Here is a 24,787-nt window from a genome sequence, read left to right on the forward strand (position 1 = left end):
AGCAAACAGGTGTTTAGAGATTGTGAGGAAGCGATTGAGAAAGTTTGTGGATGCTGCAGTTGCGGCAAGCAACGCAAAGGGCCGGCAGACGCGCTGCCGGCCCCGAGGAATCGCCTGTGCCGTCTATGCGCTTATGGCAAGCGCAGCCGTGCTGGCGTCGGCGTGTTGCGCAACCTGAAGCGGTTTGACCAGGATGCCATCGAACAAGCCGCGCTGAATACCTTCGTGAATTGTCGGGGTTGCCAGGGCGGTCAGCACGATCACCGGCAGGCGTGGGCGCGCGCCCTTGATCGCCTGGCCGAGATCATAGGCATTCATGTCGCTCAGCCACTCGTCGGTGATGATCAGGTCAATGTCCAGGCGCGCCATGCTATCCAGCACATCAACACCCGAGGTGTGGATCAGGCACGTCGTGGCCTTGAGGTATTGATTGAGGAATTTACTAACGAGAAGACCAATGGTGTGGGTGGCTGCCGCAATTACAATCGTGCGGCGTTGAGTTTCACGGGCCATCGTGGGCTGTTCCTGCTCTGCTGGCGGCGCATTCAGGCGCAATTGCCACCACGATCGTGCGCGGAAAGTGGTAAAGAAAATATACAGCGCGGGTATTACCAAAAACGGCTGGCGCGGCGGCTAGCGTGTGGGCAGTTCATCGCTTTCTGCTGCGTAGGCGCGCTCGATCGTGCCGCCGGGCGCGAAGTTCGATTGCGTGTAAAGCAGTGCCTGCGCGCGGTCGGCCCCGCCAGCGCCGCTGGTGAGCAGATCGCCGCAGTAGATCGCCAGATCCTGCACGATTCGGTCGTAGCGGTAGTAGGCCAGCGCGCGCGTGTCGATTGGCGCGGGGCCGTAGCCTTCGTAGAAATATTCCGCTTCTTCGGCGGGCGTGTGGCCGCGAAAACCCAGCCCGCCACCAACAAACATCAGGTCGCGCTCTTTGGGCGCACCGATCAGCGTGTCCCAGTCGATGATATAGAGCTCGCCGTCCGGCGTGATATGCACATTGCCGGCATGCAGGTCGGCGTGGCACAGCACGGGCGCGGGCGGGCTGGCGCGCAGGGCCTGGGCGTGGCGCTCGGCCCGCTCAACCAGATCCTGCACCACAGCGCGGCGCGGGCGCAGAAAGGCCAGCAGCGCGGCGGCTACGTCGTCGGGCGGGACGATGGTAGCGAGCTGATCGAGCAAGGCGGTCAGGCGGTCGCGGGCGGCGGCGGGGTACGTTTCCACCGGAATGCGCGCCACGAGCGCGGGCGGCAATTCGGCGGTATGGATGCGCCGGAGTGTCGCGCCAAGCGTGCGCCAGTGCTGCGCGGTGAAGTCGCGCCTGTAGGCGTTTTCGCCCGCCACAAAAGGGTAGACGATCACGGCGAACGCGCCCAGGCGGGTGTGTGCCACGCCGCTGCGCGCCGCAATTGGCGCGAGCAGGTGCTCGATGCCCTGCGCGGCGAGGGCTTGCGGCACCGCCACAACAATGTCGTCAAACACGCCGCTGCGCAGCTTCACGAAATAAGCCCGCCCGTCGACGGCTTCGGCGCGAAAAATCGCGGTGTCGGGGTCGGCGCCAAGCGGCAGAAACGCGATCTCCGCGATGTTCAAGCCGTATTCGCCGCGCACAGCAGCCGCGAGTGTTGCAATTGGCAGGTTGGGCGGTTCAAGCATTGGTTACTCGGCTTGCTGGGCGCGGGCCGCCGCGTCTGCCGCCATTTCTGGCGTGATGCTCAGCAATTGCTCCTTGATCTTAGGCACGTCGGGCGGGCTCATGCTCAGCTCGTCGATACCCAGGCCCGCAAAGGCAGCGGCGGCGGCGGGAGATCCGGCCAGGTCGCCGCACACGCCAATCGGGATGCCGGCGCGGTGCGCGGCCTCGGCGGCCATAGCAATCAGGCGAAACACCGCTGGCGAGTCGTGCGGGTAGCGCCGCGCCAGGTCGGGCTGGCCGCGGTCGGCAGCCATGGCATATTGCGTCAGGTCGTTTGTGCCAATGCTGAAAAAGGCGGCTTCACGCGCCAGCGCATCGGCGGTGACGGCGGCGGCGGGCGTTTCAATCATGATGCCCACGCGCACGTCGGCGCGGTGCGGCACGCCCTCGGCGGCGAGCGCGGCGGCGGCGTGTTGAAGCTGCGCACGGCCCCAGCGCAGGTCGTCGAGCGTGGCAACCATCGGCAGCATCACCCACAGATCGCCATGCACGGCCGCGCGCAGCAGCGCCCGCAACTGGGTGGTGAACAGGTCGGGCCGCTGCATGCACAGCCGGAGCGAGCGGATGCCGAGAAAGGGGTTGGCTTCGTGCGGCATGTCGATGTAGGGCACGGGTTTGTCGCCGCCAATGTCAATCGTGCGAATGACCACCGGGCGCGTGCCCAGGGCTTCCAGCACGGCGCGGTAGGCGGCGTACTGCTCGTCTTCGGTGGGGGCGGCGCTGCGCTGAAAGAACAAAAACTCGGTGCGGAACAGGCCAATGCCCTCGGCGCCATTGTCGGCGGCGGCCTGCGCTTCGTCGGGGCTGCCGATGTTGGCCCACACGCCCAGCGCGCGCCCGTCGGCCAGGCGGCCGGGCTGGTCGCGGAAGGCCAGGCGGCGCTGCTCGTCGGCGGCGCGCTCGCCGCTGGCGCGAGCCTGGTAGGCGGCGAGGGTATCGGCGTCGGGCGCGGCGATCAGCAGGGCGCTGCCGCCATCGAGAATGATCACAGTGTCGTCGGCAATGTCGAGCGCGCCCGCGCCCAGCCCGACCACTGCCGGGATGCCGAGCGCCTTGGCCAGAATCGCGGTGTGCCCGGTTGGCCCGCCATACGCGGTGGCGAAACCGGCAACCGTGCCGCTGCGCAGACCGGCGGTTTCAGCCGGCGTCAGGTCGGGCGCGACGATGATCGCGCCGGGCGGCAGGTCGCCCAGGCCGCCCGTGTCGCCACGCAGCGCGCCAAGCAGGGCGTGGCCGAGCGCATCCATATCGGCGGCGCGCTCGCGCATGTACGGGTCGTCGAGCGCTTCCATGGCGGCGCGCATCTGCCCGGTGGTGGCGCTGATCGCGTCTTCCAGCGGCGTGCCTTCTTCCTGCACCATCCGCCCAACTTCCTCGGTCAGAAACGGGTCGTCGAGCAGCAGCGCCTGGGCCTCGAAAATGCCCGCCTCGTCGGGGCGGCCTTCGGCGCGCAGGCGCTCGCCCAATGCGTTGAACGAGTCGATTGCGCGGGCCTGGGCTTCGGCAAAGCGTTCGAGCGCGGCGGCGGGGCTGGCGTCGGCAGTAGCGGGCGCGGGGGCGGCCGGAAGATAGCGAACGGCGCGCCCGATCGCGATGCCGGGCGCGCCGCCGGCCCCATGGAGCTGGGTTGGCATTGCGGGTACCTCGTTGGATAGTGTTTGTGGGGTGTTATTCTTCGCCGAAATTATCGGCAATTATCTGCGTCAGCGCGTCGATTGCGGCTTGCTCGTCGTCGCCCTCGGCACGCAGGCGCACCTGATGGCCTTGCAGCACGCCCATTTGCAGCAGGTTGAATGGGCTGACGGGCAATTCTTTGCCGCCTTCGCGGCTCAGGTTCTGGATGGTAATTTTGCTTTTGAACTCGCGGGTTTTCTTGTAGAACATGGCTGCTGGCCGCGCATGGAGCCCGACCGCGTTGGTGATGGTGAGCGTTGCTTCGGTCATTGTGTGGGTTCCTTCGCATGAATTGGGCGAGTGCGATTGCGCGGAAGCGTGGTTTTGGTTAACTAGAGCGGAACTTCGGAACCGCAGAACCGCAGAACTGCGGCATCGAGAAAGGCGTATTGCGTAGGTCAGAACCCAGAACTGAGGTCTCCACAGATTACACAGAGAGCGGTCGGTCGCGACATACAATCTGTGCAATCTGTGGATTTCCTGAGCGTGAAATGTTCTAGTGCATGAGCAAAAAGCGATGCGGAAATCAGGGAAGAGTTTCTGCATTGCAATCACCAAACCCTATTCCCTAACCCCTAATCCCCGCGCTGAAAGTGCCCTAGCTGTGAATTTTGACCATCTCGCGCGCCTGAAGCGCGGCGGCGGCGGTTTCGTCCAGGCTGGCCTCGGCGGCGGCCTCGAGCGCGGCGAGGTAGGCTCCCTCCACCAGTGGCGCGTCGCTGATCTGCACCTTTGCGTCGGCCCCAAGCGCCTCGATCGCCATCTCCACGCTCAGCACGGCGCTGCCCAGGTCCACCAGCACAAGCGTGCCATCGGGCGATGCGATCTGTTCCAGCGCCTGCTGGATGCGGCCAATGCTGGTGCCGAGCGCGCCATCGTCGGTGCCGCCAGCATCCATTATCTGGACGCCCGCGCCCGCGACCTGGCTGGTGAATTCCCGAACTCCGGCGGCGAGCTGTGCGCTGTGCGAAACGATAAGCAGGCTGACCATCGCTCACCCCATGGCAATGTACGATTGGGGGTTGCGATGGACGATTAGCAGCAAGAAACTACCAGATCGCCCACCGTAAACCGCAAACGCAAATCCTACTCAACCCAATCGAACGTGCGCGTGACCGCCTTCTTCCACATCTTGTACTGCTCGTCGCGGGTTGCGTCGTCCATCTTCGGCTCCCAGGTATGGTCGACCTGCCAGTTCTGCTTCAGGTCTTCCAGGTTGCTCCAGAAGCCCGTCGCCAGGCCGGCGGCGTAGGCTGCGCCGAGGGCGGTTGTTTCGGCCACCACCGGGCGAATGACCGGCACGCCCAGCACGTCGCTTTGGAACTGCATCAGGGTGTTGTTGAACACCATGCCGCCGTCGACCTTGAGCGCGGTGAGCTTCACGCCCGAGTCTTTCTCCATCGCGTCGAGCACTTCGCGCGTCTGCCAGGCAGTCGCTTCCAGCACGGCGCGGGCGATGTGGCCACGGTTGACGTAGCGCGTCAGGCCGACGATTGCGCCGCGCGCGCTCGACTTCCAGTAGGGCGCGAACAGGCCCGAGAAGGCCGGCACGAAGTAGATGCCGCCATTGTCCTGCACGGTGCCGGCAAGCGCCTCGACCTCGGCGCTGTTCGAGATCATGCCCAGGTTGTCGCGCAGCCACTGCACCAGCGCGCCGGTGATGGCGATCGAGCCTTCCAGCGCGTAGACTGGCTTGGCGTCGCCCATCTTGTAGCACAGCGTGGTGAGCAGGCCACTGTTCGAGGGCACCATTTCTTCGCCGGTGTTGAGGATCATGAAGCAGCCGGTGCCGTAGGTGTTCTTGGCCTCACCGACGCCGAAGCAGGTCTGGCCGACAGTGGCGGCCTGCTGGTCGCCCAGGATGCCAGCCACGGGCACGCCCGCCAGCGCGCCGACCGCTTCGCCGTACACTTCGCTGCACGAGTGAATTTCGGGCAGCATCGAGCGCGGGATGCCCATGATCTTCATGATCTCTTCGTCCCAGTCGAGGGTCTTGAGATCCATCAGCATGGTGCGGCTGGCGTTGGTCACGTCGGTGTAGTGCTTGCCGCCGTTCACGCCGCCGGTCAGGTTCCACAGCACCCAGGTGTCGATATTGCCAAACACCGCGTCGCCACGGTCGGCGGCTGCACGCGCGCCATCGACATTGTCGAGAATCCACTTGACCTTCGGGCCGGAGAAGTAGGTTGCCAGCGGCAGGCCGACTTTCTCGCGGAAGCGATCCTGCCCGCCGTCCTTGGCGAACTCATTGATGATTGTGTCGGTGCGGGTGTCCTGCCAGACAATTGCGTTATACAGCGGCTTGCCGGTGGTTTTGTCCCACACCACGGCGGTTTCGCGCTGGTTGGTGATGCCGACGGCGGCGATGTCCTTGGGGTCGATATTGCCCTTGGACAACGCGCCACGGATCACGCTCTGCGTGCGCTCCCAGATCTCCATCGGGTCGTGCTCGACCCAGCCGGGCTTGGGAAAGATCTGCTCGTGCTCTTTCTGGTCGAAACATACGACGCGGCCTTCATGATCGAAAATCATGCAGCGCGTGCTGGTGGTTCCCTGGTCGATAGCGGCGGCATACTTTGCCATGAGTGTGACCTCCTTGTCGATTTACGATTGACGATTTGCGATTTACGATTGCCGTAGCAACGAAAAATCGTAAATCCAAAATCTGAAATCGTAAATTATTCCTCAATGCCTTCGATTGTTTCCAGCATAACCTGGGCCATGTAAAATGCCGAGGTCGCGCCGGGGTCCTGGTGGCCAATGCTGCGCTGGCCGAGGTACGATGCGCGGCCCTTGGTTGCCAGCATGGGGATGGTGCCCTTCATGCCAGCCTCGACGGCGGCGACCGAGCGGCGCATGGCGGAATGGAAATCCTCGCCGCTGGCCTGTGCCTCCTTCAGCACATCGATGCCCGGCGCAATCGCGTCGATCATGGTTTTTTCGCCGCGCTGCGCCTTGCCGCGCGCCTGAATGCCTTCCAGCGCGGCTTCCAGCGCGGCCACCACCTCGGCGGGCGTCAGCTCGTAGCGGTCGGCCAGCGCCATGCCCGCGCGAATAAACGCCGTGCCGTAGAGCGGGCCGGATGCGCCGCCAACCGTGGACACCAGCGTCATGCCAACCGTTTTCAGGATCGTGCCGATGTCTTTATCAGCCACGGTTGGCAGCTTGTCGAGCACGGTGGTAAAGCCGCGATCCATGTTGACGCCGTGATCCGAGTCGCCAATCGGCTGGTCGAGCTGCACCAGCTCGTCGCGGTGCTCTTTGATTCGCGCGGCGACGCCTTCGATGAATTTAATGACATTTTCGGCTGTGATGCGCATCCTTCGCCTCCAGTATGCAGTTCGCAGTATGCAGTTCGCAGTAGTATGGCACTGCCGACTGCATACTGCAAGCCGCTACCTGCTTATTCGCCCCAGCGGAGCGCTGGCGTGTTCACCGGCGCATCCCACAGCGTGGTGAGCTCGTCGTCGAGCTTGAGCAGCGTAAACGAGCAGCCCGCCATTTCGAGCGAGGTGATGTAGCTGCCAATCAGGTTGCGCGTGATCGTGATGCCGCGCTCGCCCAGGATCTTGGCCAGCTCGTTGTACATGATGTACAGCTCGATCTGGGGCGTGCCGCCCATGCCATTCACAAAGGCCAGCACATTGTCGCCGCTCTGGAAGGGCAGGTCGTCGACGATTGGGCCGGCCAGCATGCCCGCGATTTCGGCGGCGCTGGCGAGCTTTTCTTTGCGGCGTCCCGGTTCGCCGTGGATGCCAATGCCAACTTCCATCTCGTCGTCGCCAAGCTCGAAGCCGGGCTTGCCGGCGTGCGGCACGGTGCAGGCGGTGAGCGCCATACCCATCGAGCGCCCCTGCGCGTTGACCTTCTCGGCAATGCGCTTGCACTCGGCCAGGTTTGCGCCGCCCTGAGCCGCCGCGCCAACGATCTTCTCCAGCAGCACCGTCACGCCCACGCCACGGCGTCCGGCCGTCCAGGTGCTATTCTCCACCGCCACATCGTCGTCGGTCACAACAGCAGCAACCTCGATTCCTTCGGCGGCGGCCAATTCTGCCGCCATCTCGAAGTTCATCACGTCGCCGGTGTAGTTCTTCACGATATGCAGCACGCCCGCGCCGCCATCGACCGCCTTGGTAGCCGCCAGCATCTGGTCGGGCACGGGCGAGGTAAATACCGCGCCGGGGCAGGCGGCGTCGAGCATACCTTTGCCAACGAACCCGCCGTGCATTGGCTCGTGGCCGCTGCCACCGCCGGAAATAATGCCGACTTTGCCCTTCACCGGGGCGTCGGCGCGCACAATGTAGTCGGGGTCGTAGTGCACCGTGACCACATTGCCGTGGGCGGCGGCGATGCCTGCCAGCGCGTCTTTGACCACGCCTTCGGGCGAGTTGATCAGCTTCTTCACTGCAAGTATCTCCTTTGAGCGGAAGAGGCACCGACGCGAACGCATCGGGCGGTCGCGCCGCGCCCCTACAGTTTTAGCCTGCCAGCGCCTTGAACAGAATCAGGCCGACGATCGCGCCAATGATCGGGCCGACGACCGGAATCCACGAGTAGCTCCAGTCGGAGTCGCCCTTGCCGGGGATCGGCAGCACAAAGTGCGCGATGCGCGGGCCGAGGTCGCGGGCCGGGTTCAGGGCGTACCCGGTTGGGCCGCCGAGGCTCAGGCCCAGGCCCCAGATCAGCGCGCCGACCAGATACGGTCCCAAACCACCCGGCAGCGTCGAGCCAGCCGCCTTGAAGATCGAGTTGACGATGAAGATCAGGGCGAAGGTGGCGATTGCCTCGGTGAGCAAGTTCGCGCCGGTGTTGCGGATGGCCGGGCCGGTGCTGAACACGGCCAGCTTCAGGCCCTTATCCTGCGTTTCGGCCCAGTGGGGCAGATACACCAGGTAGACCAGCACAGCACCAACAAAAGCGCCAACGAACTGCCCCAGAATGTTCATAATCGCGACGGCCGGATCCGCGCCGCCTGCCACAATACCGGCGATCTCGCCGGCCGGATTGAGCGAGCCAGGCCCGCCCAGCGCCGAAGACGTGAAGACACCGCACATAACGGCAAACGCCCAACCGGCCGTGATGACGATCCAGCCGCCGTTCTGGCCCTTCGACTTGTTCAGCAGCACGTTGGCGACAACGCCATCACCGAGCAGAATGAGCACCATTGTACCGAACATCTCGGCGAGGAACATACTGTTTCTCCTTTAAAAGTGACACGAAAACCTGTGTGTCCATGCAGATCATCGCTGATCTGTCCGCGCAGCATGGCGCGGCGAGGTGCAGAGCTTTGCTGCGCCTTCAGTCTGTCGCGCGCAGCACCGCGATGCCTCCTTTCTGTACGACTTCAGTGCGGCAGTGTTGGCCGTCGGCTTCGCCATTCGGGCACGGCAACGCTCATGTGTAAAGAATACACATGGCATACGCCCGGGCTATTCACCCCAGGGGCGCATCAAAACCACGCCTGGCCGAGTGCTCGGATGGCGAGGAACGAGTTGTTCTCTAGGCGCAAAACAGGTGCTGGTGTGAGGGCATTGCTACATGTGGATGCCAGCGCGAGTACCGACAGCGCCCCGTTGCACGTCAAACCCACCTGGATAATTCAGACACAGCCACGCCGATTAGCGCATTTCAATGCACCGCAAGGTGCTTCGGGCTATATGGCTAGGTCGCATCTGTGGTGAAATCGTATCACATGTTTAAATAAAGTCAAGGGCAGATTCCGCAGTGGTATGAAATAAATGTATTGCAATACTGAAACATTTTGTTTCAAGCACAGGCCTGATGCTGGCGCAAACCCCGCCGCCCGTGCCGGAGGTACTATGCGCCCGTGGCATAAAAAACGCTTAACAGTTGGGGATGTGGCGCGTCTAGCGGGGCGGGGTGCTGGCCGCCTGCCAGAAGTGATCTTTGGTCAGGCCATACAGCTTCATCTTGCGCCACAGCGTCGCCCGGCTGATGCCCAGGCGCTCGGCCATGTGCCCGAGGTGCCCGGCCGACTCGCGGCCCGCCCGCACAATTGCTTCGCGCTCGGCGGCGGCGTGGCGGTCGTACAGGCGGCTGTCGGGCAGCGGGGCCAGCCCGGCGGGCAGCGCCTGCGCAATTGCCGGCGGCAGGTCGGCCAGCGCCAGCACGCTTTTCTCGCTCAGGTGCAGCGTGCGCTCAATCACCGACTCCAGCTCGCGCACATTGCCGGGCCAGGGGTAGGCGCACAGCGCGCTCAGCGCCTCGGGCGCGAACAACACCTGCCGGCCCAGGCGGCGCGCCAGCCCGGCCAAAATCTGGTCGAGCAGCAGCAGCACGTCGTCGCCGCGCGCACGCAAGGGCGGGATCTCAATCGACAGCACGCTCAGGCGGTAGAACAATTCGTGGCGGAAGCGGCCGTCGGCCACGGCGCGCTCAAGATCGCTGCTGCTGGTGGCGATCAGGCGCACGTCCACGGGCACCACGCGCTGGCCAGCCATGCGGATGAGGTGCTGCGTTTCGATCACGCGCAGCAGGCTGGTTTGCGCCTCCACCGTCAGCGCGCCAACATCTTCCAGCATCAGCGTGCCGCCGTGCGCCAGCTCCAGCTTGCCGGGCCGGCCTTCCGGCGAGCTGGCGTGCCCGCCTTCATAGCCAAATAATTCGCCCATCAGCAGCGTGCGCGGCACCGCCGAGCAGTTGAGCACCACCAGCGGCTCTTCGGCGCGGGCGCTGGCATTGTGGATGGCATGGGCAAATAATTCCTTGCCCACGCCAGTTTCGCCCATCAGCAGCACCGGCGCGGGCGAATTCGCGGCCACGCGCGCGTGCCGCACGGCCACCTGCATGGTATTGCTTTCGCCCACAATGTCGGCAAACGAGAAGCGCGCCTGCGCGCCAACCACGCGCTGCACCAGGCGCTGCACGCTGTCGGATGGGCGCAGGGTGATCAGCGCGCCCAGGTAGCGCCGGCTGCGATCCCACACGGGCCGCACGCTGCACAGCGCCGCCACCGATCCTTTGCGGCCGGGAAACAGCAGCTCGTGGTCGCTGATCTCGCGGCGGCGCTCAAGCGCGGCCGCCAGTGGCGCGGGCAGCTCGATCAGCTCGTCGAGCATGCGCCCGGCCGCGCTGCGCGGCGAGAGCCCCAGCAGCTGGCCGGCGCGCGAGTTGATTTTGCTCAGGTGGCCCTGCGCGTCGAGCAGGATCAATCCTTCGCTCATGGCCTCGATTGCGGCATTCAGCTCGGCCAGGTGGTCATTCGTTTCGGCCAGCAGCATGTTGTTGCGCAGTTGCGCCTGAATCGCCTGCGTGACGGCAATGACCATGCCAAGCGTGTGGGCGTGCGCGGCGTCATTCGGCCCCAGCACGCCGATCAGGCCAATCGCCTGCCCGCCCACGTCGAAGATGGGCGCGGCCGAGCAGGCAAAGCTGTGGAATGCCGCGCAGAAGTGTTCGGCCCCGCGCGTCTGCCAGGGCAGCGCTTCGTGCAAGGCCAGGTTCAGCGCCAGCGTGCCGATCTGGTCTTCGCGCAGGCTTGCGCCGCGCAGCAGGCCGTGGTCGCGCAGCGCCGCCAGCATCGGCGCGTCGCCCAGCGCTTCCACCACCAGCGGGCTGGCGTCGGCCAGCAGCACGGCCAGGCCCGAGCCTTCGACAAACTGGTACAAATCTTCCATGTAGGGCCGCACCAGCGTGAGCAGCGCCTGCTGGGCCGGGCTGAGCGCCCAGGCGGCCGGCGAGCTGGCGGCGCTGCGCTCGGGGTTCACGCGCGCGGCCACGCTGCGCTGCCACGAGCGCACAATCGGCGGCGCAATCACCGTTTCGTCACACGCGCCACTGTGCAGAAAGGCGCGCCATTCCTGGAAAATCTGGTCGTTTGCTGTCATAGGTGTGGGTCGGCGGTTTCGCGCACATTATAGCGCGAAGTGCGGGGCAGTGGGGGCGAGGGAGCCACACGCCGTTGTGTGGGGAAGCAATGGCGCAGCGGCGCGCCGGGTCGCGTTCCGTCAGGATGCGCCGTCGTCGAGCCGTGTGCGGAGCCAGTTGGTCACGTCCTGCAGGCTTTCCGAGCTGACCTCGTGGGCCATCGGGTATTCCTTATAGGTCAGGTCGACTGGCAACTTCTCAAGGATGGCGCGGCTGGCGCGGCCATTCTGAATCGGCAGCACCGTGTCGCGCACGCCATGCACCACCAGGAAGGGTTTGCCTGCCAGGCGCTCGGGCGGCGCGATCAGCGGCTTCAGCTCGTCGGGCACGCGCCCGCTCATCAGCACCGCGCCGGCCACCAGCTCGGGCTGGGTCAGCGCCACGCTCGCGCTCAAAATCGCGCCCTGCGAAAAGCCGCACAGGTAGACCTGCCTGGGGTCGGCGCCATAGGTGTCGATTGCCGCGCCCAGGAATTCAAGCACCAGCTTGCGGCTGGCCTCGGCCTGGCGCGCGTCGATGGTGATTCCGCTGTTCGTCCAGCCAATTTCGAACCACGCATAGCTGCCGTAGGTGAGCGTGTAGGGCGCGCGCGCGCTGACAACCAGAAAGCGCGGGTCGACGTAGGGGGCCAGCCCGAACAGGTCGGCCTCGTTGCTGCCATAGCCGTGGAGGAGCAGGAGCAGTGGCGGCGGCCCGTCGCCGCGGCGGCGCGGCTGTTGCGTGAGGTGGACCAGCGCCAGCGTTGATTTGGTGGTCATGCCTTTCTTTCACCATTACAAGCGGCGAATGGCACCAGGCGCGCGGCCTGATGCCCACAAAGGTTAAAAAATTGTAGCGGAGAAGTGCGCCGCTATTGTACCACAGCTCCCGGCGGCATTTCCCACAGCAGCAGGTCGTCGCGCTGGCCGCTGCGCTGGAAGCCGGCCTTCTCAAGCACGCGGGCTGAGGCGGGGTTGTCGGCCAGACACTCGGCCACCACGCGCCGCACGCGCGGCTGCGCCTGCGCCCAGGCCACCAGCGCGCGCGCCGCCTCGGTTGCCAGCCCACGCCCCTGCCACGCCGGCAGCACGCTATAGCCGATCTCGACGGTGCCATTCGCGTCGGGCGGGCCTTTAAAGCCAATGTCGCCGGCCAGCGTGCCTTCGGCGGGCAGCAGAATCAGCCAGATGCCCCAGCCGGCATTGGCGGCGGCTTCGCCCACCATCTGGCCGTAGACCGGCAGGAAATCTTGCAGATCGATGGCGGGCCATTCTTCTGGCACCCGCACGCCAAGCTGCGCTTCAAGGGCGGCGCGGTCGGTGCTGGCGGCCTGCGCCGCAGCCACGGTGCAGGGGTGTAAGTGCAGGCGTGCGGTATCGATAGTGAGCATAGCGGGTTCCTTGTTATCAGGTTTGAAAGTTTCAGGTTGCAGGTTTGAAAGTTTCAGGTTGCAAACGAACGAAGGCCAGTATTATTCACCGCAAAGAACGCAAAGAACGCAAAGGGTTGCAGGTTTGAAAGTTTGAAGGTTGCAGGTTCAAGGTTGCCGGCGAACGACGAACGACGACAACCACGTTAGAAGTTACAGGTTGCAGGTTTGAAGGTTTCAGGTTGCCAACGAACGGCGAACGACGACGACCACGTTAGAAGTTGCAGGTTGCAGGTTTGAAGGTTTCAGGTTGCCAACGAACGGCGAACGACGACAACCACGTTAGAAGTTCCAGGTTGCAGGTTTGAAGGTTTCAGGTTGCCTGCGAACGACGAACGACGACCACCACCGGCGAAGGACGACGAATAAACACGACTATGGCATCCTGAGTAGCGCGCAGCGCGTATCGAAGGACGCTATCTGGCTATTTCTCATCTCTCAAGCTGCCCGCCAACTGCAAACTGCCGACTGTCATACGCTCTGCGCTCGCTCCTTCACCCTTTCACCCTTTCACCCTTTCACCCTTTCACCCTTTCACCCTTTCATCCCGTCATCGTGTCACCCTCTCACCCGCCGCCCAGGATGCGCCACCCGAACAGGCCGAGCAGCACGTCGAACGGGGCGGGGTTTTCGGGGTGGTGTTCAAAGCGCGCCCGCTCGAAATACTGCACCACATAGGGCTGGCCGTCTTCCAGCGTCTCGGTGAACTCTTCGCTCAGCGGGTAGCCGAACTGCGCCAGGCCGCCATTGCGCTGCCAGTAGCGCAGGAAGCTCGTGCGCACATTGTGGCCGGTTTCGGGGAAGTAGGTTGCGCCGGCCATTTGTGGCGCGGGCGGGTCGGCCGGGTGCAGGCGGCGACCAAACTGCCCAAGCAAAATGTCGAAGGGCGGCGCGTTGTTCGGGTGGTATTCCATGCGCACGCGCTCGAAATATTGCACGGTGTAGGCGTTGCCGTCTTCCAGCACCTGCGTGAACTCATTGCTGATCGGGTAGCCGTTGATCGCCAGCGCGCCATGCGCCTGCCAGTAGCGCAGGAATGGCCCGCGCGCGCAGAAGTTCGTTTCGCTGAAGCACTGTTCGGGCGCGGCGATGTCGCCATACAGCTCGGCGCTGGTCAGGTCGACGCCGTTTGCGCCACCGGGCAGCGGGCCACGCCCGCCGTCGCTGTAGCCGCCAGCCACCAGCAGCAGGGCGTTGGGCAGCGAAAGGGCGATATGCCCGGCGCGCGGCGTGCGGAGCGGCGTAGTCACGACCCAGCGGTCGATCTGCCAGTCGTACAATTCTGCATTGGCGAGGATGTGCAACTGCGCGCCGCCATTGCTTTGCAGCCAGCCGCCGGCCACCAGCACCTGCCCGCTGGGCAGCAGCGTGGCGCTGTGCTGCGCGCCCGTGCGTGCCGTCAGCATTGGGGCAGCTGCGCGCCATGTGTTATTGGCCGGGTCGTAGATGTCGGCTGTGCCATCGCCAACCACCAGCACGGTGTTATTTGGCAGCCATGTCGCAGTGTGCTCGGCGCGCGAGCGTGGCGGCGCGGCGGCGGGCGCAAAGCTGTTGCTGGCCGGGGTGTAAATTTCGGCCGTGCTGTCGCCATCATCGCCGCCAACGAACAGGAATCGCCCATCGGCCAGGAAGGTGGCGGTGTGGCCGGCGCGCGCCTGCCCCATCGCCGGACCGGGGCTCCAGCTATTGCTCGCCGGGTCGTAGATTTCGGTGCTGTTGGTGCGAATGCCCGTGTCGGCAATCTGGTCGATGCCGCCAGCGGCGAGCACGCGCCCATCGGGCAGCAGTGTGAGCGTGTGGCCGGCACGCGGGTGGCCCATTGGCGCAGCGGGCTGCCAGGTATTGCTCGCCGGGATGAAGCGCAGCGCGCTGGCAAAAACGCCGTGCGGGCTAAGCAGCGGACGCCCGCCCGACACCAGCACGCTGCCATCGCGCAGCACAACTGGCGTGCCCAGGCTGTTTTCAATATCGCCGGCCGAAGTCCAGCTATTGGCGCGTGGGTCGTAGACTTCGGTGGCGGCGGTGTTTGCGCCGCCAAGGATGAGTGCGCGGCCATCGGGAAGAACAACTGCTTTCGCAAAGGAATGCTGGCCGCGCATGGCAGCGGCGGGCTGCCAGCCGCCCAGCGCGCGTGCGGAGTGCGGGAGCGCGAGCAGCATCAGAAGGATCGTGCCAGGCAGCAGCCATTGGCGCTTGCGCATGGGTGCCTCCTCCAGTCAGGGCATGGCTCTGCGCCCTGGCGCTATTCTTCGCCAGCCCAGGCCGGCCGGTAGTCTTGCCCGACGATCAGCACAATGTCGGTGCGCGCGAGCGGGGTTGGCGCATCGGCGGGGGGCGAGGATGTGATGTAGCGCGGGTCGATGCCGAGCACGTCGGCGAGGTGCTGGCGCGTTTCGGGCTGGCCAGTGTAGTCGATGATCATGGAATGCGCGTAAGTTTGTTCAGCCTGGCCGGGCGTGGCGAGCACAAAGCCCTTATCTTTCAGGAAGGTGCTGACGCGCCCGGCGATGCCCTGCACGGCTGCGCCATTCAGCACCTGAATGCGGCCGCGCAGCTCGGCGGACTGCGGGCCAGCCAGCCACTGAGCCACCAGCGCAGCCACGTCATTCTCATCCCAGTAGATATCGGAGCTGTCTTCCTGTGCAATAGCGACATCGAGCGGGTTGATGCTGAATTGCAGCACGCGGTCGCCGCGCAGCTCGCGCGCCAGCCCGGCCAGCCCGTTGATCATTCCCAGATCGCCGATTGGCAGGGTGGTGCGGACGTTGTCTTCCAGCACCGCCGCCCACTCGGGCAGCGCGGCCACATTATTCAGCAGGCCACGCGCGCGCACCTGGTCGAGCACCGAGCGCAGCACGAGCTGCTGGCGCTTGCTGCGGTCGAAGTCGTTGCTGGAATGGCGCGAGCGGGCGTAGATCAGCGCGTTGCGGCCATTCAGCACCTGCACGCCAGCGGGGATGTAGACGCGCTCGACGCCGTAGTCTTCGGTCGGGTACTCGGGGTCGAGCAGCGTCCGGGGCACATCCACCAGCACCCCGCCAATCGAGTCGACCAGCGCCTCGAAGCCGTGGAAATCGACCTGCGCGGTGTAGTCGATCTTCACGCCCAGGAATTTTTCCACGGTTTCGGCCGCCAGCGCCGAGCCGCCAGCCTCAGGCGTGGTGCCATCGCCATACAGCTCGGCGGCGTTTGCGTAGCCATGCCCATAGGCCGAATTGATTTTGGCGTAGCCCAGGTGCGGCACATAGACCACCGAGTCGCGCGGGATGGACAGCATCGAGGCCCATTTCGCCACCGGGTCGACATGCACCGCGATCAGGGTGTCGCTGCGCACGCCTTCGGTGGGGTCGGGGCGCAGATCGACGCCGATCAGCAGCATGGTGAATGGCTCGCGCAGCGCGTCGGGCAGGGGCGGCTGGGTAGGGTAGAGCTCGCCGCCGCCAATAATCCGGTCGATAATTCCACGCGGCGTTGGCGTCGGCAGGCGGCGCGCGTCGGGCTGCTGAATATGATCAAGCGCCTGGTTGGTGCGCAGGTAGAATATCCCTGCGCCGCACAGCACCAGCCCAATAGCCATGCCAATGGCGAATGGCAGCCATTTGCGCCAGCTGCGGGCAGGGCGGCGCGGCGCGGGGTGCGGTGTTGCCACGTGTAGTCCTTTGACGTGCGTTGATGTCGTGTCGCGTGCGATTATACCAGCCGCGCGCGGCGCTTTCAACTGGGGCGCGGCGCAAGGTATGGTGCGTGGTTGGCATTCGCGCCTGCCCGGCCGTAAACGACCGGGCTTCGAAGCGACGCCCGCTGAAGCGGGCTTGTACGGCATGTGGCAAGCCCGCTTCAGCGGGCGTCGCTCCATAGCGCGGGGCTTCAGCCCCGCGTGCTTGGAAAGGTTCATCACATCCGTTTCAACTGGGGCGCGGCGCAAGCTATGGTATACTCTGCGCTGCGAACCACAAGCACGCGGAGGAGCCGATTTTGTGACCACCTACCAACAGGCTGGCGTCGATATCGCCGCCGGCACGCGCGCCACGCAACTGATGGCCGATGCTGTCCGCTCAACGCATACCAGCGCCGTTCTCGCCGGCCTGGGGGCGTTCGGCGGATGTTTTGATCTTGGGGCCGCGCTGGGTCAGGGCACGCCCGGCCCGGTGCTGGTCGCTTCCACCGACGGCGTTGGCACGAAGACGCTGGTGGCTGGCGCGCTGGGCCGCTACGACACGGTCGGCCAGGATCTGGTCAACCATTGCGTGAACGACATTCTGGTGCAGGGCGCGCGCCCGCTGTTCTTTATGGATTATGTCGCGGTCGCGCAGCTCGACCCGGCGCAGGTGGCCGAGCTGGTGGGCGGCGTGGCGGCGGCCTGCCGGGCGGCTGGCTGCGCGCTGCTTGGCGGCGAAACCGCCGAGATGCCGGATGTCTACCACGCTGGCGCGTTCGATCTGGCCGGCACAATCGTTGGCGTGGTCGAGCGCGAGCGCCTGCTGCCGCGCGATGTTGCGGCTGGCGACGCAATTCTGGCGCTGCCGTCGAGCGGGCTGCACACCAACGGCTTCTCGCTGGCACGGCGCGTGTTTGCCACCCGCTACGACGAGCGTCCGCCCGAGCTGGGCGGGGCTACCATTGGCGAGGCGCTGCTGGCGGTCCACCGCCCGTATGGGCGCGAAGTCGCGGCGCTGTGGGATGCGGGCGTGCCGATCCACGCGCTGGCGCACATCACTGGCGGCGGCGTGTACGACAACCTGCCGCGCGTGCTGCCCGCTGGCCTGGGCGCGCTGATCCGCCGCGAATCGTGGGATGTGCCGCCGATCTGCGAGCTGCTGATGCGCGACGGCGGGCTGGCCGAGCGCGAAGCCTTCCACGCGCTGAACATGGGCCTGGGCATGCTGGTGGTGCTGCCCAAGGCCGCCGCCGACGCCGCGCTGGCGCTCCTGCCCGAGGCGCGCCTCGTCGGTGAAGTCGTGCTGGGCTCTGAGGTACAACTTGTATAACCACCAAGACACCAAGGCACCAAGTTTTTCTTTTCTTGGTGCCTTGGTGTCTTGGTGGTGAAAGAAGGGCAAGATGGATATGGGTTCGAAACTTGCCGAGGGCAAGACCAAAATCATCTACGCGCACCCGAGCGACGACGCGCTGGCGGTGATGGTGCAGAAAGACAGCATCAGCGCCGGGGATGGCGCGCGCCGCAACACCATCGACGGCAAGGGCGCGCTGAGCGGGCGCACCGCCGCGAACGTCTTTGCGCTGCTCAACCGCAGCGGCATCCGCACGCATCTGGTCGAATCGCCCGAGCCCGGCACTATGGTCGTGCAGCGCTGCGCCATGATCCCGCTTGAGGTCGTGATGCGCCGTATGGCGACCGGCTCGTTTCTGAAGCGCAACCCCGCCACCGCCGAAGGCACGCGCTTCGACCCGCCGCTGGTCGAGTTCTTCCTGAAGGACGATGCGCGCCACGACCCGCAGATCAGCGAGGGCGAGATCGCCGCACAGGGCATTGCCAGCGCCGCCGAGGTCGAGCAGATGATCAGTGATGGGCGGCGCGTGTTTGCCGCATTGGAAGCGGCCTGGGCCGCGCAGGATGTTGCGCTGGTCGATCTCAAGATCGAGTTTGGGCGCGACGCGGGCGGGGCGCTGATCGTGGCCGACATGATCGACAACGATTCGTGGCGGCTGTGGCCGGGCGGCGAGAAAGATCGCATGCTCGACAAGCAGGTCTACCGCAACATGCAGCAGGTCGACGAGGCCGGGCTGGCGCAGGTGCGCGACCTGTACGAAACCGTGGCGGGCCTGACGGACGGGTGGCGTGCCTAAAGCTGAGTGCCAAAGATTGAGCCACAGAGCGCACAGAGCGCACAGAGTTGGATGGTCAAAATTCGGTGTTCTCTGTGGCTAACGTATTCCGCATGATTCAAGCGTTTTTGGTTCTGCGGTTCCGTAGTTCTGTGGTTCTCGGTTCTCGGCTCCCTTCGTGCCTTCGTGGTTCCCGGGGCGTATGCAATACGCCGGTTCCGCAGTTCTGTGGTTCTTGGCTCTTGGTTCTCCCTGACGGAGACAGCGAATTTATGCAAGCACTTGTCGGCATCATCATGGGCTCGAAGTCGGATTGGGAGACGATGGCGCACGCCGCGCAGACGCTCGAAGACCTGGGCGTGCCGTTCGAAGTGCGCGTGGTGTCGGCGCACCGCACGCCCGAGCTGCTGTTCGAGTATGCGGGCGGCGCGGAGGCGCGCGGCATCGAGGTGATCATCGCGGGGGCGGGCGGCGCGGCGCACCTGCCGGGCATGGCCGCCGCCAAAACCGCGCTGCCCGTGCTGGGCGTGCCGGTCGAGTCGAAGGCGCTGAAGGGGATGGACTCGCTCTTGTCGATTGTGCAGATGCCGGCTGGCATTCCGGTTGGCACGCTGGCGATTGGCCGCGCCGGGGCGATCAACGCTGCGCTGCTGGCAGCCGCCATCCTGGCGAACAAGTACCCGCCCATCCGCGCGGCCCTGCACGAATTCCGTGCCCGGCAAACGCAGCGCGTGCTCGATCAGCCCGACCCGCGCGATGGTTAGGAAATGTTGAGTGCTAAATGCTAAATGTTGAGTTTTGATTATTGGAACTCAAAACTTAGCATTCAACACTCCCTACAGATCGCTTTCGCCCGCCAGCACGCCCGTCGCTTCATACTGCGCCAGCGCGCGCGTGGCCACTTCGAAGCTGTAGTAATAATCGTGATTGCGCCATGCGCCAGTGGCCGGGTTGTAGCCAACCGACACCTCGATCTCGGCCGCGCCATCGGAATACACTGTCGCCGTCGCCAGCCAGTCGTTGCCGCAGCGCACCTCGTGCGCGCTCAGCAGCTCGCCGCGCAGCTTGTCGGCCCCGGCGGGTGTGGCGATCTGGCCGCGCGCCAGCTCGGTGCTTGTTGCCATGCTGTTTTCTCCCTGTGTGAAGCTCGCCCGTATCATAGCACACCGCGGCGAGCCAGAAGGAGTTGTTCCAATGACGGAAACGCCCGGCACGATGCCCGACATTATTGCGCGAAACGAGCAGGCCGTGCAGCGCGCTCTGAAAGCGCTTGGACGCCTTTCGCCCGCGCAGATGGTTGCGCCGCTGCTGACGGATGGCCGCACGGTGAAGGACGTGCTGGCGCATATGACATGGTGGGATCTCTGGCTGCTGGCGACTCTGCCGGCCGTTCCGGGCGCACCGCCAATCGTGCTGCCGCTGGCCGACCAGATCCCGGCAAGCGGGCAGTGGGCCGACGAGATGAACGCCAAAGTCTTTTCCTACAACCAGTCGCGCCCGCTGAGCGAGATTCTGGTGGAGTTCGCGACCACGCTGGAGCGCCTGCTCGACCGCGTGGCGCTGCTGACGCTCGATGACCTGTACGCGCCCGATGGCATGTCGGCCGTGGTGGGCCAGCCAGTCGCCCCGCTCATTCTGGGCATCTACGAGCACTACGAGGAGCACGCCCACGAGTTCGAGCAGCTTTGTGCTTCGTTGGGTGTGTGAGCAGAAAAGACGGAACCACGAAGGCGCGAAGACACGAAGAGAACGGAACCACGAAGGCACGAAGACACGAAGGGCGAGAAGAACGGAACCACCAAGACACCAAGACACCAAGTTTCGAAAAGACGGAACCACGAAGGCGCGAAGACACGAAGAGAACGGAACCACGAAGGCACGAAGGCGCGAAGGCACGAAGAGAACGGAACCACGAAGGCGCGAAGACACGAAGAGAACGGAACCACGAAGGCGCGAAGGCACGAAGAGAACGGAACCACGAAGGCACGAAGACACGAAGGGCGAGAAGAACGGAACCACCAAGACACCAAGACACCAAGTTTCGAAAAGACGGAACCACGAAGGCGCGAAGGCACGAAGGGCCAAGAGAACGGAATAACGCACTACGCACTACGCACCACGCACTACGCATTAGGTCGCCAGTTTTGGCGAAAGGAACAGCGAACGCCATGCGGCAGACAACCATTGGCATTCTTGGCGCGGGGCAGCTCGGGCGCATGCTGGCGCTGGCGGGTTACCCGCTTGGGCTGCGCTTCCGTCTGCTCGACCCGGCAGCCGACGCGCCGGCCGGGCAGCTTGCCGAGCACCAAGCTGCCGGCTACGACGATGCCGCGACGCTGGAGCAGTTCGCCGCCGGGCTGGACGTGGTGACCTACGAGTTCGAGAATGTGCCGGTGGCGGCGGCGCGCGCGCTGGCCGAGCACGTGTCGGTCTTCCCACCACCCGCCGCGCTTGAGGCCGCGCAGGATCGCCTCGCCGAAAAGACTTTTTTCCAGAATTTGGGCATTGCCACGCCGCCCTTCGCCCCGGTCGATTCGCGCACCAACCTCGACGCGGCGATTGCGCAGATTGGGCTGTCCGCCGTGCTGAAAACGCGCCGCCTCGGCTACGACGGCAAGGGCCAGCAGGTGCTGCGCGCCCCCGCCGACGCCGACGCAGCCTGGGATGCGCTCGGCGGCGCGCCGCTCATTCTTGAGGGGTTTGTGCCGTTTGTGCGCGAGCTGTCAATCCTGGCGGCGCGCGGTCGCGACGGACGTGTGGCCTGCTTTCCGCTGGTCGAAAATCACCACCGCGACGGCATCCTGCGCCTGTCGCTTGCGCCAGCGCCGGGGCTCACGCCCGCGCTGCAAGCCGCCGCTGAGCGTATCGCGCACGCCGCACTCGACGCGCTTGGCTATGTGGGTCTGCTGGCGATTGAGCTGTTCGAGACGGCGGGGGATGGGGGATGGGGGAACGGGAATGGTGGGACAGACCCGCATCTCCTTGTCAATGAAATGGCCCCGCGCGTCCACAACTCGGGCCACTGGTCGATTGAGGGCGCGGAAACGAGCCAGTTCGAGCAGCACCTGCGGGCGGTGCTGGGCCTGCCGCTCGGCCCCACGGCGGTGCGCGGCGCGGCGGCGATGGTCAATCTCATCGGCGGCTGGCCCGACCCGGCGGCGGTGCTGGCAGTGCCGGGCGCGCACCTGCACCTGTACGGCAAAGCGCCGCGCCGCGCCCGCAAGGTCGGCCACATCACCGTGCGCGCCGACAGCCCGGCCGCGCTCCATGCGCCGCTCCATGCCATTCAGGCGCTGGTCGCGGCGAGCGAGGATGGGTGACGGTGAAAAGGTGAAAGGGTGAGCGTAGAGCGTAGAGCGTTCACCCTAATCGTCAATCGTAAATCGCAAATCTTCGCGCTCTTCGCGCGCTTTGCGGTGAAATAAACTGGTCATCATTCGTCGGAGGTCGGTCGTCGCAACCTGCAACCCGCAACCTTCCAACCTGCAACCTGCAACCCATCCCCTAGCCGCACCCATACACCCAGTCGGTCCAGCCGAGGTTTTTGCCCGGCCGCGCCGGCAGCGCCACGCGGAACTGCTGCTGGTAGGCGTGGTTGACCACCCAGGGCATCCACTCGTCGTCGCCGGCGGCCCACCAGCGCCCCTGCTCGCGATCCAGCTCATCCAGAAACTGCGTTGCCCGCAGCAGCGCCCGGTCCGACCAGTTCCAGGCGTCGTAGCCCGCGCGCGCGAGCAGTTCGGCCTGCACCAGCGCGCCTTCCATCGCGCCCCACGGATAGTTGGTGCGCTTGGGCGGCCAGCGAAACGAGTCGCCGCGCCGCATGTCGTCGGGGATAGCGCCGTCGAGGCGGTGGCCGTCGCGCGCTGCGCCGGGCGGGTTGATCCCCACCGGGTTGGCCGGGTCGGCCTGCCACGACAGGTCGCCGTCGTAGATGAAATCGGCGTAGGTGGCGCGGTCGCCCAGCCAGCCGCGAAACACCTGCGCGGCGCGATCCAGGTCGGCGCGGTCGCCCAGGTACAGGTCGGCAGCGATGCGCCCCGCGCCAGCGTGCGTGCCCCAGTTGTTCGGGCGCTGCTCGTGCGTGCTGATCAGCGTGCGCCCATCCAGCACGGTGAAGCGCACCGCATTCAGCCAGCCGCTGAACTGCTGCTCGCGTGCCGGGTCGTACGTGCGAAAGTCGATCAGGTCGGCGGCGAGCACATACGACACCAGATTGCGCCCGAGCGCCAGCGTGCGGTCGCCCTGCTCGGTGCCAATCGCCGCCATAATGCCGTCGGCGGCTTTGGCTCGGAAGCGCTCGTCGCCACTGCGGGCATACACCAGCGCGGCGGCCAGCGTGTTCACGTCGTGGTTGCTGTCCTGGTCGGAAATATCGGCCTTGCCGGGCTTGCCCTCGGCGGCGGCGCGCAGCTGCTCCCAGGCCGGCCCGGCCATCGGCAGCCGCGCCAGCTCGGCGCGCGAGGTCCAGATCCCGCCGCTTGGCGGCACGGGCGGGCCGCACACCGCCGCGCCAGTTTCGCGCCCAAGCAGGCCAAGCAGCACATTGTAGGGTGGCGCGTTTTCGGGGTGCAGCTCGAAGCGCGCGCGCTCGAACCACTGCACAGTGTACTCTTTTCCCTCGATCTGCTCGGTCTGCGGCTCGCTCAGCGGCAGGCCAAACAGCGCCAGATTTTCGGCCTCACTCTTGCCGCGCCGGCCGTCGAACTCAAGCCCGCTGGCGCGCCACGCCTGCAAAATCTCGCCGCAGACGTTGTGCTGCGTTTCGGGGAAGTAGCGGCAGCCGGGCTGCGCCGCGTCGCTGCGCGCAAAGGTGAAGGGGTCGCGCCCCTGCTGCGCCAGCACGTCGGCGCCAAGCCGGCCAAGCAGGACATCATACGGGCGCGGGTTTTCGGGGTGAATTTCAAGCCGGTTGCGCTCGAAGCGCTGTGCCAGGATGCCCCGCCCTTCAATCATTTCTTCCTGCTGGGGCGCGAGCGGCAGACCAAACACGGGCAATCCGCCATTCTGCTCCCAGAACTCGCGGATGCGCCCTTCGATACAAAAGCCAGTTTCGGGAAAGCAGCGCTGGCCGGATTGCGCCAGTGCGGCGGGTGGCGCCAGCGCGCCGGCCAGCACAATACTGCCGGCCAGCAGCGCAAAGAGTGCGTGAATATGTCGTTTCATTGCTGCGGAACTTCTCCTGTGGCCATGCGCGGTCGTCGGCGGAGCAGGGGCAATCGCATGGCGGTGCGGCGGCGCGCGCCTGAGGGGTGGACGGCGCGCGGCCGGGTGCGGCCCACGCACCATTCCTCTCACCTTGGAGAACGTTCGAGGCGGCGTAGGAGATTCGCGCGGAAAAAGCGAGGAGCAACCAGTACGCAGTTGGCAGTTGGCAGGAGGCAGTTTTGAGTGCTGAATGTTGAGTTTTGCGTTTTCGCGAACACGCAACCTGTAACCTGCAAAACCTTTGCGTCCTTCGCGCCCTTTGCGGTAAAAGCTATTGTCATCTCGTGTCCCGTGTTTTCTTCGCTGCGCCCTGCTCACTGCCTCCTGCCTTCCGCCGCCCGTCTCGTGTCTCGTCGTCGGTCGTTCGTCACGCGCCGCCAGCAATGTTGCCCAGCAGCGCGGCGAGGTCGTGCGGGCGCGAAAACATGGGCCAGTGGCCGGTGGGCAAATCGACAAACTGCCACTGCGGGCCGGCCAGCTCGGCAAACAGCGGCCCGCCGGAAGCCACCATGGCGCGCACCTGCTCGGAGCTGAGCGTACACCAGATTGCAGTGCTTGGGATTGCGCGCCGCTGCGGGTTGTGCAGCCGGCCCGGCTGCCGCGCTGCGTTGAATGGCTCGTCGGTGGCGCGCTCGCGCATCAGTGCGCGGTCGGCATCGCTCAGGCCCGCCAGCGCGCCGTTCTGCCCCAGATCCTCCCACGAAGGCATGGGCCAGCGCCAGCCTTCGCCCGTCGCTTCCACCTGCTGCTCATAGGCGGCGCGCTGCTCGGGCGGGTAGAACTCGATCTGCGCAACGCCATCGGGCAGCGGCGCAGTGTCAACATACACCAGCCGCGCAATTCGCTCGGGGATGCGGTCGGCCGCGCCCGTGACCGACATATTGCCGCCGCTGTGGCCCACCAGCACGACTTCGCGCAGGTCTTCGTACGTAATCAGGTTCACCACGTCGTCGATGTGCGTGTCGAGGTTGACGTGCGGGCCGGCCAGGTGCACGCGCTCGCCCAGCCCGGTGAGAGTGACCGCATAAACTGTGTGCCCGGCCGCGCGCAGATCGTCGGCCACGGCACGCCAGGCCCAGCCGCCGAGCCAGTAGCCCGGCACAAGAATAAATGTTGCCATTCGATGG

Annotated in this window: 22 protein-coding genes; 5 read left to right on the plus strand and 17 right to left on the minus strand. The window is 65.4% G+C overall.

Translation table 11 applies throughout. The annotated features are described in order from the left end of the window. Positions 1 to 123 precede the first annotated feature (123 nt). From M1P90_RS17195 to M1P90_RS17260, 14 genes are all read right to left on the minus strand, one after another. A complete protein-coding gene (locus M1P90_RS17195; protein WP_483704405.1) occupies positions 124 to 513 on the minus strand; it encodes a response regulator in 390 nt (129 codons plus the stop codon). 120 nt (positions 514 to 633) lie between these two features. Next, a complete protein-coding gene (locus tag M1P90_RS17200) occupies positions 634 to 1,656 on the minus strand; it encodes a phosphotransferase (RefSeq protein WP_483704407.1) in 1,023 nt (340 codons plus the stop codon). Positions 1,657 to 1,659: 3 nt separating this feature from the next. Beyond that, positions 1,660 to 3,330, minus strand: coding sequence for a phosphoenolpyruvate--protein phosphotransferase (gene ptsP, locus M1P90_RS17205; RefSeq protein ID WP_483704409.1), 1,671 nt, complete (start codon positions 3,328 to 3,330; stop codon positions 1,660 to 1,662). Between the two features lie 34 nt (positions 3,331 to 3,364). Further along, a complete protein-coding gene (locus M1P90_RS17210; RefSeq protein WP_483704411.1) occupies positions 3,365 to 3,640 on the minus strand; it encodes an HPr family phosphocarrier protein in 276 nt (91 codons plus the stop codon). Between the two features lie 328 nt (positions 3,641 to 3,968). Beyond that, on the minus strand, positions 3,969 to 4,361 hold the full coding sequence (gene dhaM / locus M1P90_RS17215; RefSeq protein WP_483704413.1) for a dihydroxyacetone kinase phosphoryl donor subunit DhaM: 393 nt from the start codon (positions 4,359 to 4,361) through the stop codon (positions 3,969 to 3,971). Between the two features lie 95 nt (positions 4,362 to 4,456). Continuing rightward, complete coding sequence (gene glpK, locus M1P90_RS17220; protein WP_483704415.1) at positions 4,457 to 5,953, minus strand: glycerol kinase GlpK; 1,497 nt, start codon at positions 5,951 to 5,953, stop codon at positions 4,457 to 4,459. A gap of 95 nt (positions 5,954 to 6,048) precedes the next feature. Then, positions 6,049 to 6,690: a dihydroxyacetone kinase subunit DhaL gene (gene dhaL, locus M1P90_RS17225; protein ID WP_483704417.1), complete on the minus strand. Its 642-nt coding sequence runs from the start codon at positions 6,688 to 6,690 to the stop codon at positions 6,049 to 6,051. An 83-nt stretch (positions 6,691 to 6,773) separates the two neighbouring features. After that, positions 6,774 to 7,775, minus strand: a complete 1,002-nt coding sequence (gene dhaK / locus M1P90_RS17230) for a dihydroxyacetone kinase subunit DhaK (protein WP_483704419.1) — start codon at positions 7,773 to 7,775, stop codon at positions 6,774 to 6,776. 73 nt (positions 7,776 to 7,848) lie between these two features. Beyond that, positions 7,849 to 8,562, minus strand: coding sequence for an MIP/aquaporin family protein (locus tag M1P90_RS17235; RefSeq protein ID WP_483704421.1), 714 nt, complete (start codon positions 8,560 to 8,562; stop codon positions 7,849 to 7,851). 675 nt (positions 8,563 to 9,237) lie between these two features. Next, complete coding sequence (locus M1P90_RS17240) at positions 9,238 to 11,217, minus strand: sigma-54-dependent Fis family transcriptional regulator (RefSeq protein WP_483704423.1); 1,980 nt, start codon at positions 11,215 to 11,217, stop codon at positions 9,238 to 9,240. Positions 11,218 to 11,337: 120 nt separating this feature from the next. After that, positions 11,338 to 12,015: an alpha/beta hydrolase gene (locus tag M1P90_RS17245; RefSeq protein WP_483704425.1), complete on the minus strand. Its 678-nt coding sequence runs from the start codon at positions 12,013 to 12,015 to the stop codon at positions 11,338 to 11,340. 92 nt (positions 12,016 to 12,107) lie between these two features. Further along, entirely contained in the window at positions 12,108 to 12,626 is a 519-nt protein-coding gene (locus M1P90_RS17250) for a GNAT family N-acetyltransferase (RefSeq protein ID WP_483704427.1), read from the minus strand. 605 nt (positions 12,627 to 13,231) lie between these two features. Next, positions 13,232 to 14,866: a Kelch repeat-containing protein gene (locus M1P90_RS17255; RefSeq protein WP_483704429.1), complete on the minus strand. Its 1,635-nt coding sequence runs from the start codon at positions 14,864 to 14,866 to the stop codon at positions 13,232 to 13,234. Between the two features lie 41 nt (positions 14,867 to 14,907). Beyond that, complete coding sequence (locus tag M1P90_RS17260; RefSeq protein ID WP_483704431.1) at positions 14,908 to 16,314, minus strand: LCP family protein; 1,407 nt, start codon at positions 16,312 to 16,314, stop codon at positions 14,908 to 14,910. A 328-nt stretch (positions 16,315 to 16,642) separates the two neighbouring features. Here M1P90_RS17260 and purM point away from each other — a divergent pair, with 328 nt between their 5' ends. The 3 genes from purM (at position 16,643) to purE (ending at position 19,216) form a co-directional block, all read left to right on the plus strand. Continuing rightward, on the plus strand, positions 16,643 to 17,653 hold the full coding sequence (gene purM, locus M1P90_RS17265; protein ID WP_483704433.1) for a phosphoribosylformylglycinamidine cyclo-ligase: 1,011 nt from the start codon (positions 16,643 to 16,645) through the stop codon (positions 17,651 to 17,653). Between the two features lie 73 nt (positions 17,654 to 17,726). After that, positions 17,727 to 18,473, plus strand: a complete 747-nt coding sequence (locus tag M1P90_RS17270) for a phosphoribosylaminoimidazolesuccinocarboxamide synthase (RefSeq protein ID WP_483704435.1) — start codon at positions 17,727 to 17,729, stop codon at positions 18,471 to 18,473. Positions 18,474 to 18,724: 251 nt separating this feature from the next. Next, positions 18,725 to 19,216, plus strand: a complete 492-nt coding sequence (gene purE, locus M1P90_RS17275; protein WP_483704437.1) for a 5-(carboxyamino)imidazole ribonucleotide mutase — start codon at positions 18,725 to 18,727, stop codon at positions 19,214 to 19,216. Positions 19,217 to 19,288: 72 nt separating this feature from the next. On the opposite strand, the gene M1P90_RS17280 is transcribed toward purE, so the two are convergent. Further along, on the minus strand, positions 19,289 to 19,576 hold the full coding sequence (locus tag M1P90_RS17280) for a hypothetical protein (RefSeq protein WP_483704439.1): 288 nt from the start codon (positions 19,574 to 19,576) through the stop codon (positions 19,289 to 19,291). A 70-nt stretch (positions 19,577 to 19,646) separates the two neighbouring features. On the opposite strand from M1P90_RS17280, the gene M1P90_RS17285 reads away from it, so the two are divergent. Both M1P90_RS17285 and M1P90_RS17290 read left to right on the plus strand, forming a co-directional pair. Next, on the plus strand, positions 19,647 to 20,159 hold the full coding sequence (locus M1P90_RS17285; RefSeq protein ID WP_483704441.1) for a maleylpyruvate isomerase N-terminal domain-containing protein: 513 nt from the start codon (positions 19,647 to 19,649) through the stop codon (positions 20,157 to 20,159). A gap of 461 nt (positions 20,160 to 20,620) precedes the next feature. Then, a complete protein-coding gene (locus M1P90_RS17290; RefSeq protein ID WP_483704443.1) occupies positions 20,621 to 21,772 on the plus strand; it encodes a 5-(carboxyamino)imidazole ribonucleotide synthase in 1,152 nt (383 codons plus the stop codon). A gap of 184 nt (positions 21,773 to 21,956) precedes the next feature. On the opposite strand, the gene M1P90_RS17295 is transcribed toward M1P90_RS17290, so the two are convergent. Then, positions 21,957 to 23,618, minus strand: a complete 1,662-nt coding sequence (locus M1P90_RS17295) for an alginate lyase family protein (protein WP_483704445.1) — start codon at positions 23,616 to 23,618, stop codon at positions 21,957 to 21,959. 409 nt (positions 23,619 to 24,027) lie between these two features. Next, positions 24,028 to 24,780, minus strand: a complete 753-nt coding sequence (locus M1P90_RS17300; protein WP_483704447.1) for an alpha/beta fold hydrolase — start codon at positions 24,778 to 24,780, stop codon at positions 24,028 to 24,030. Positions 24,781 to 24,787 lie beyond the last annotated feature (7 nt).

This window comes from Kouleothrix sp. 19917 (genome assembly GCF_057073505.1).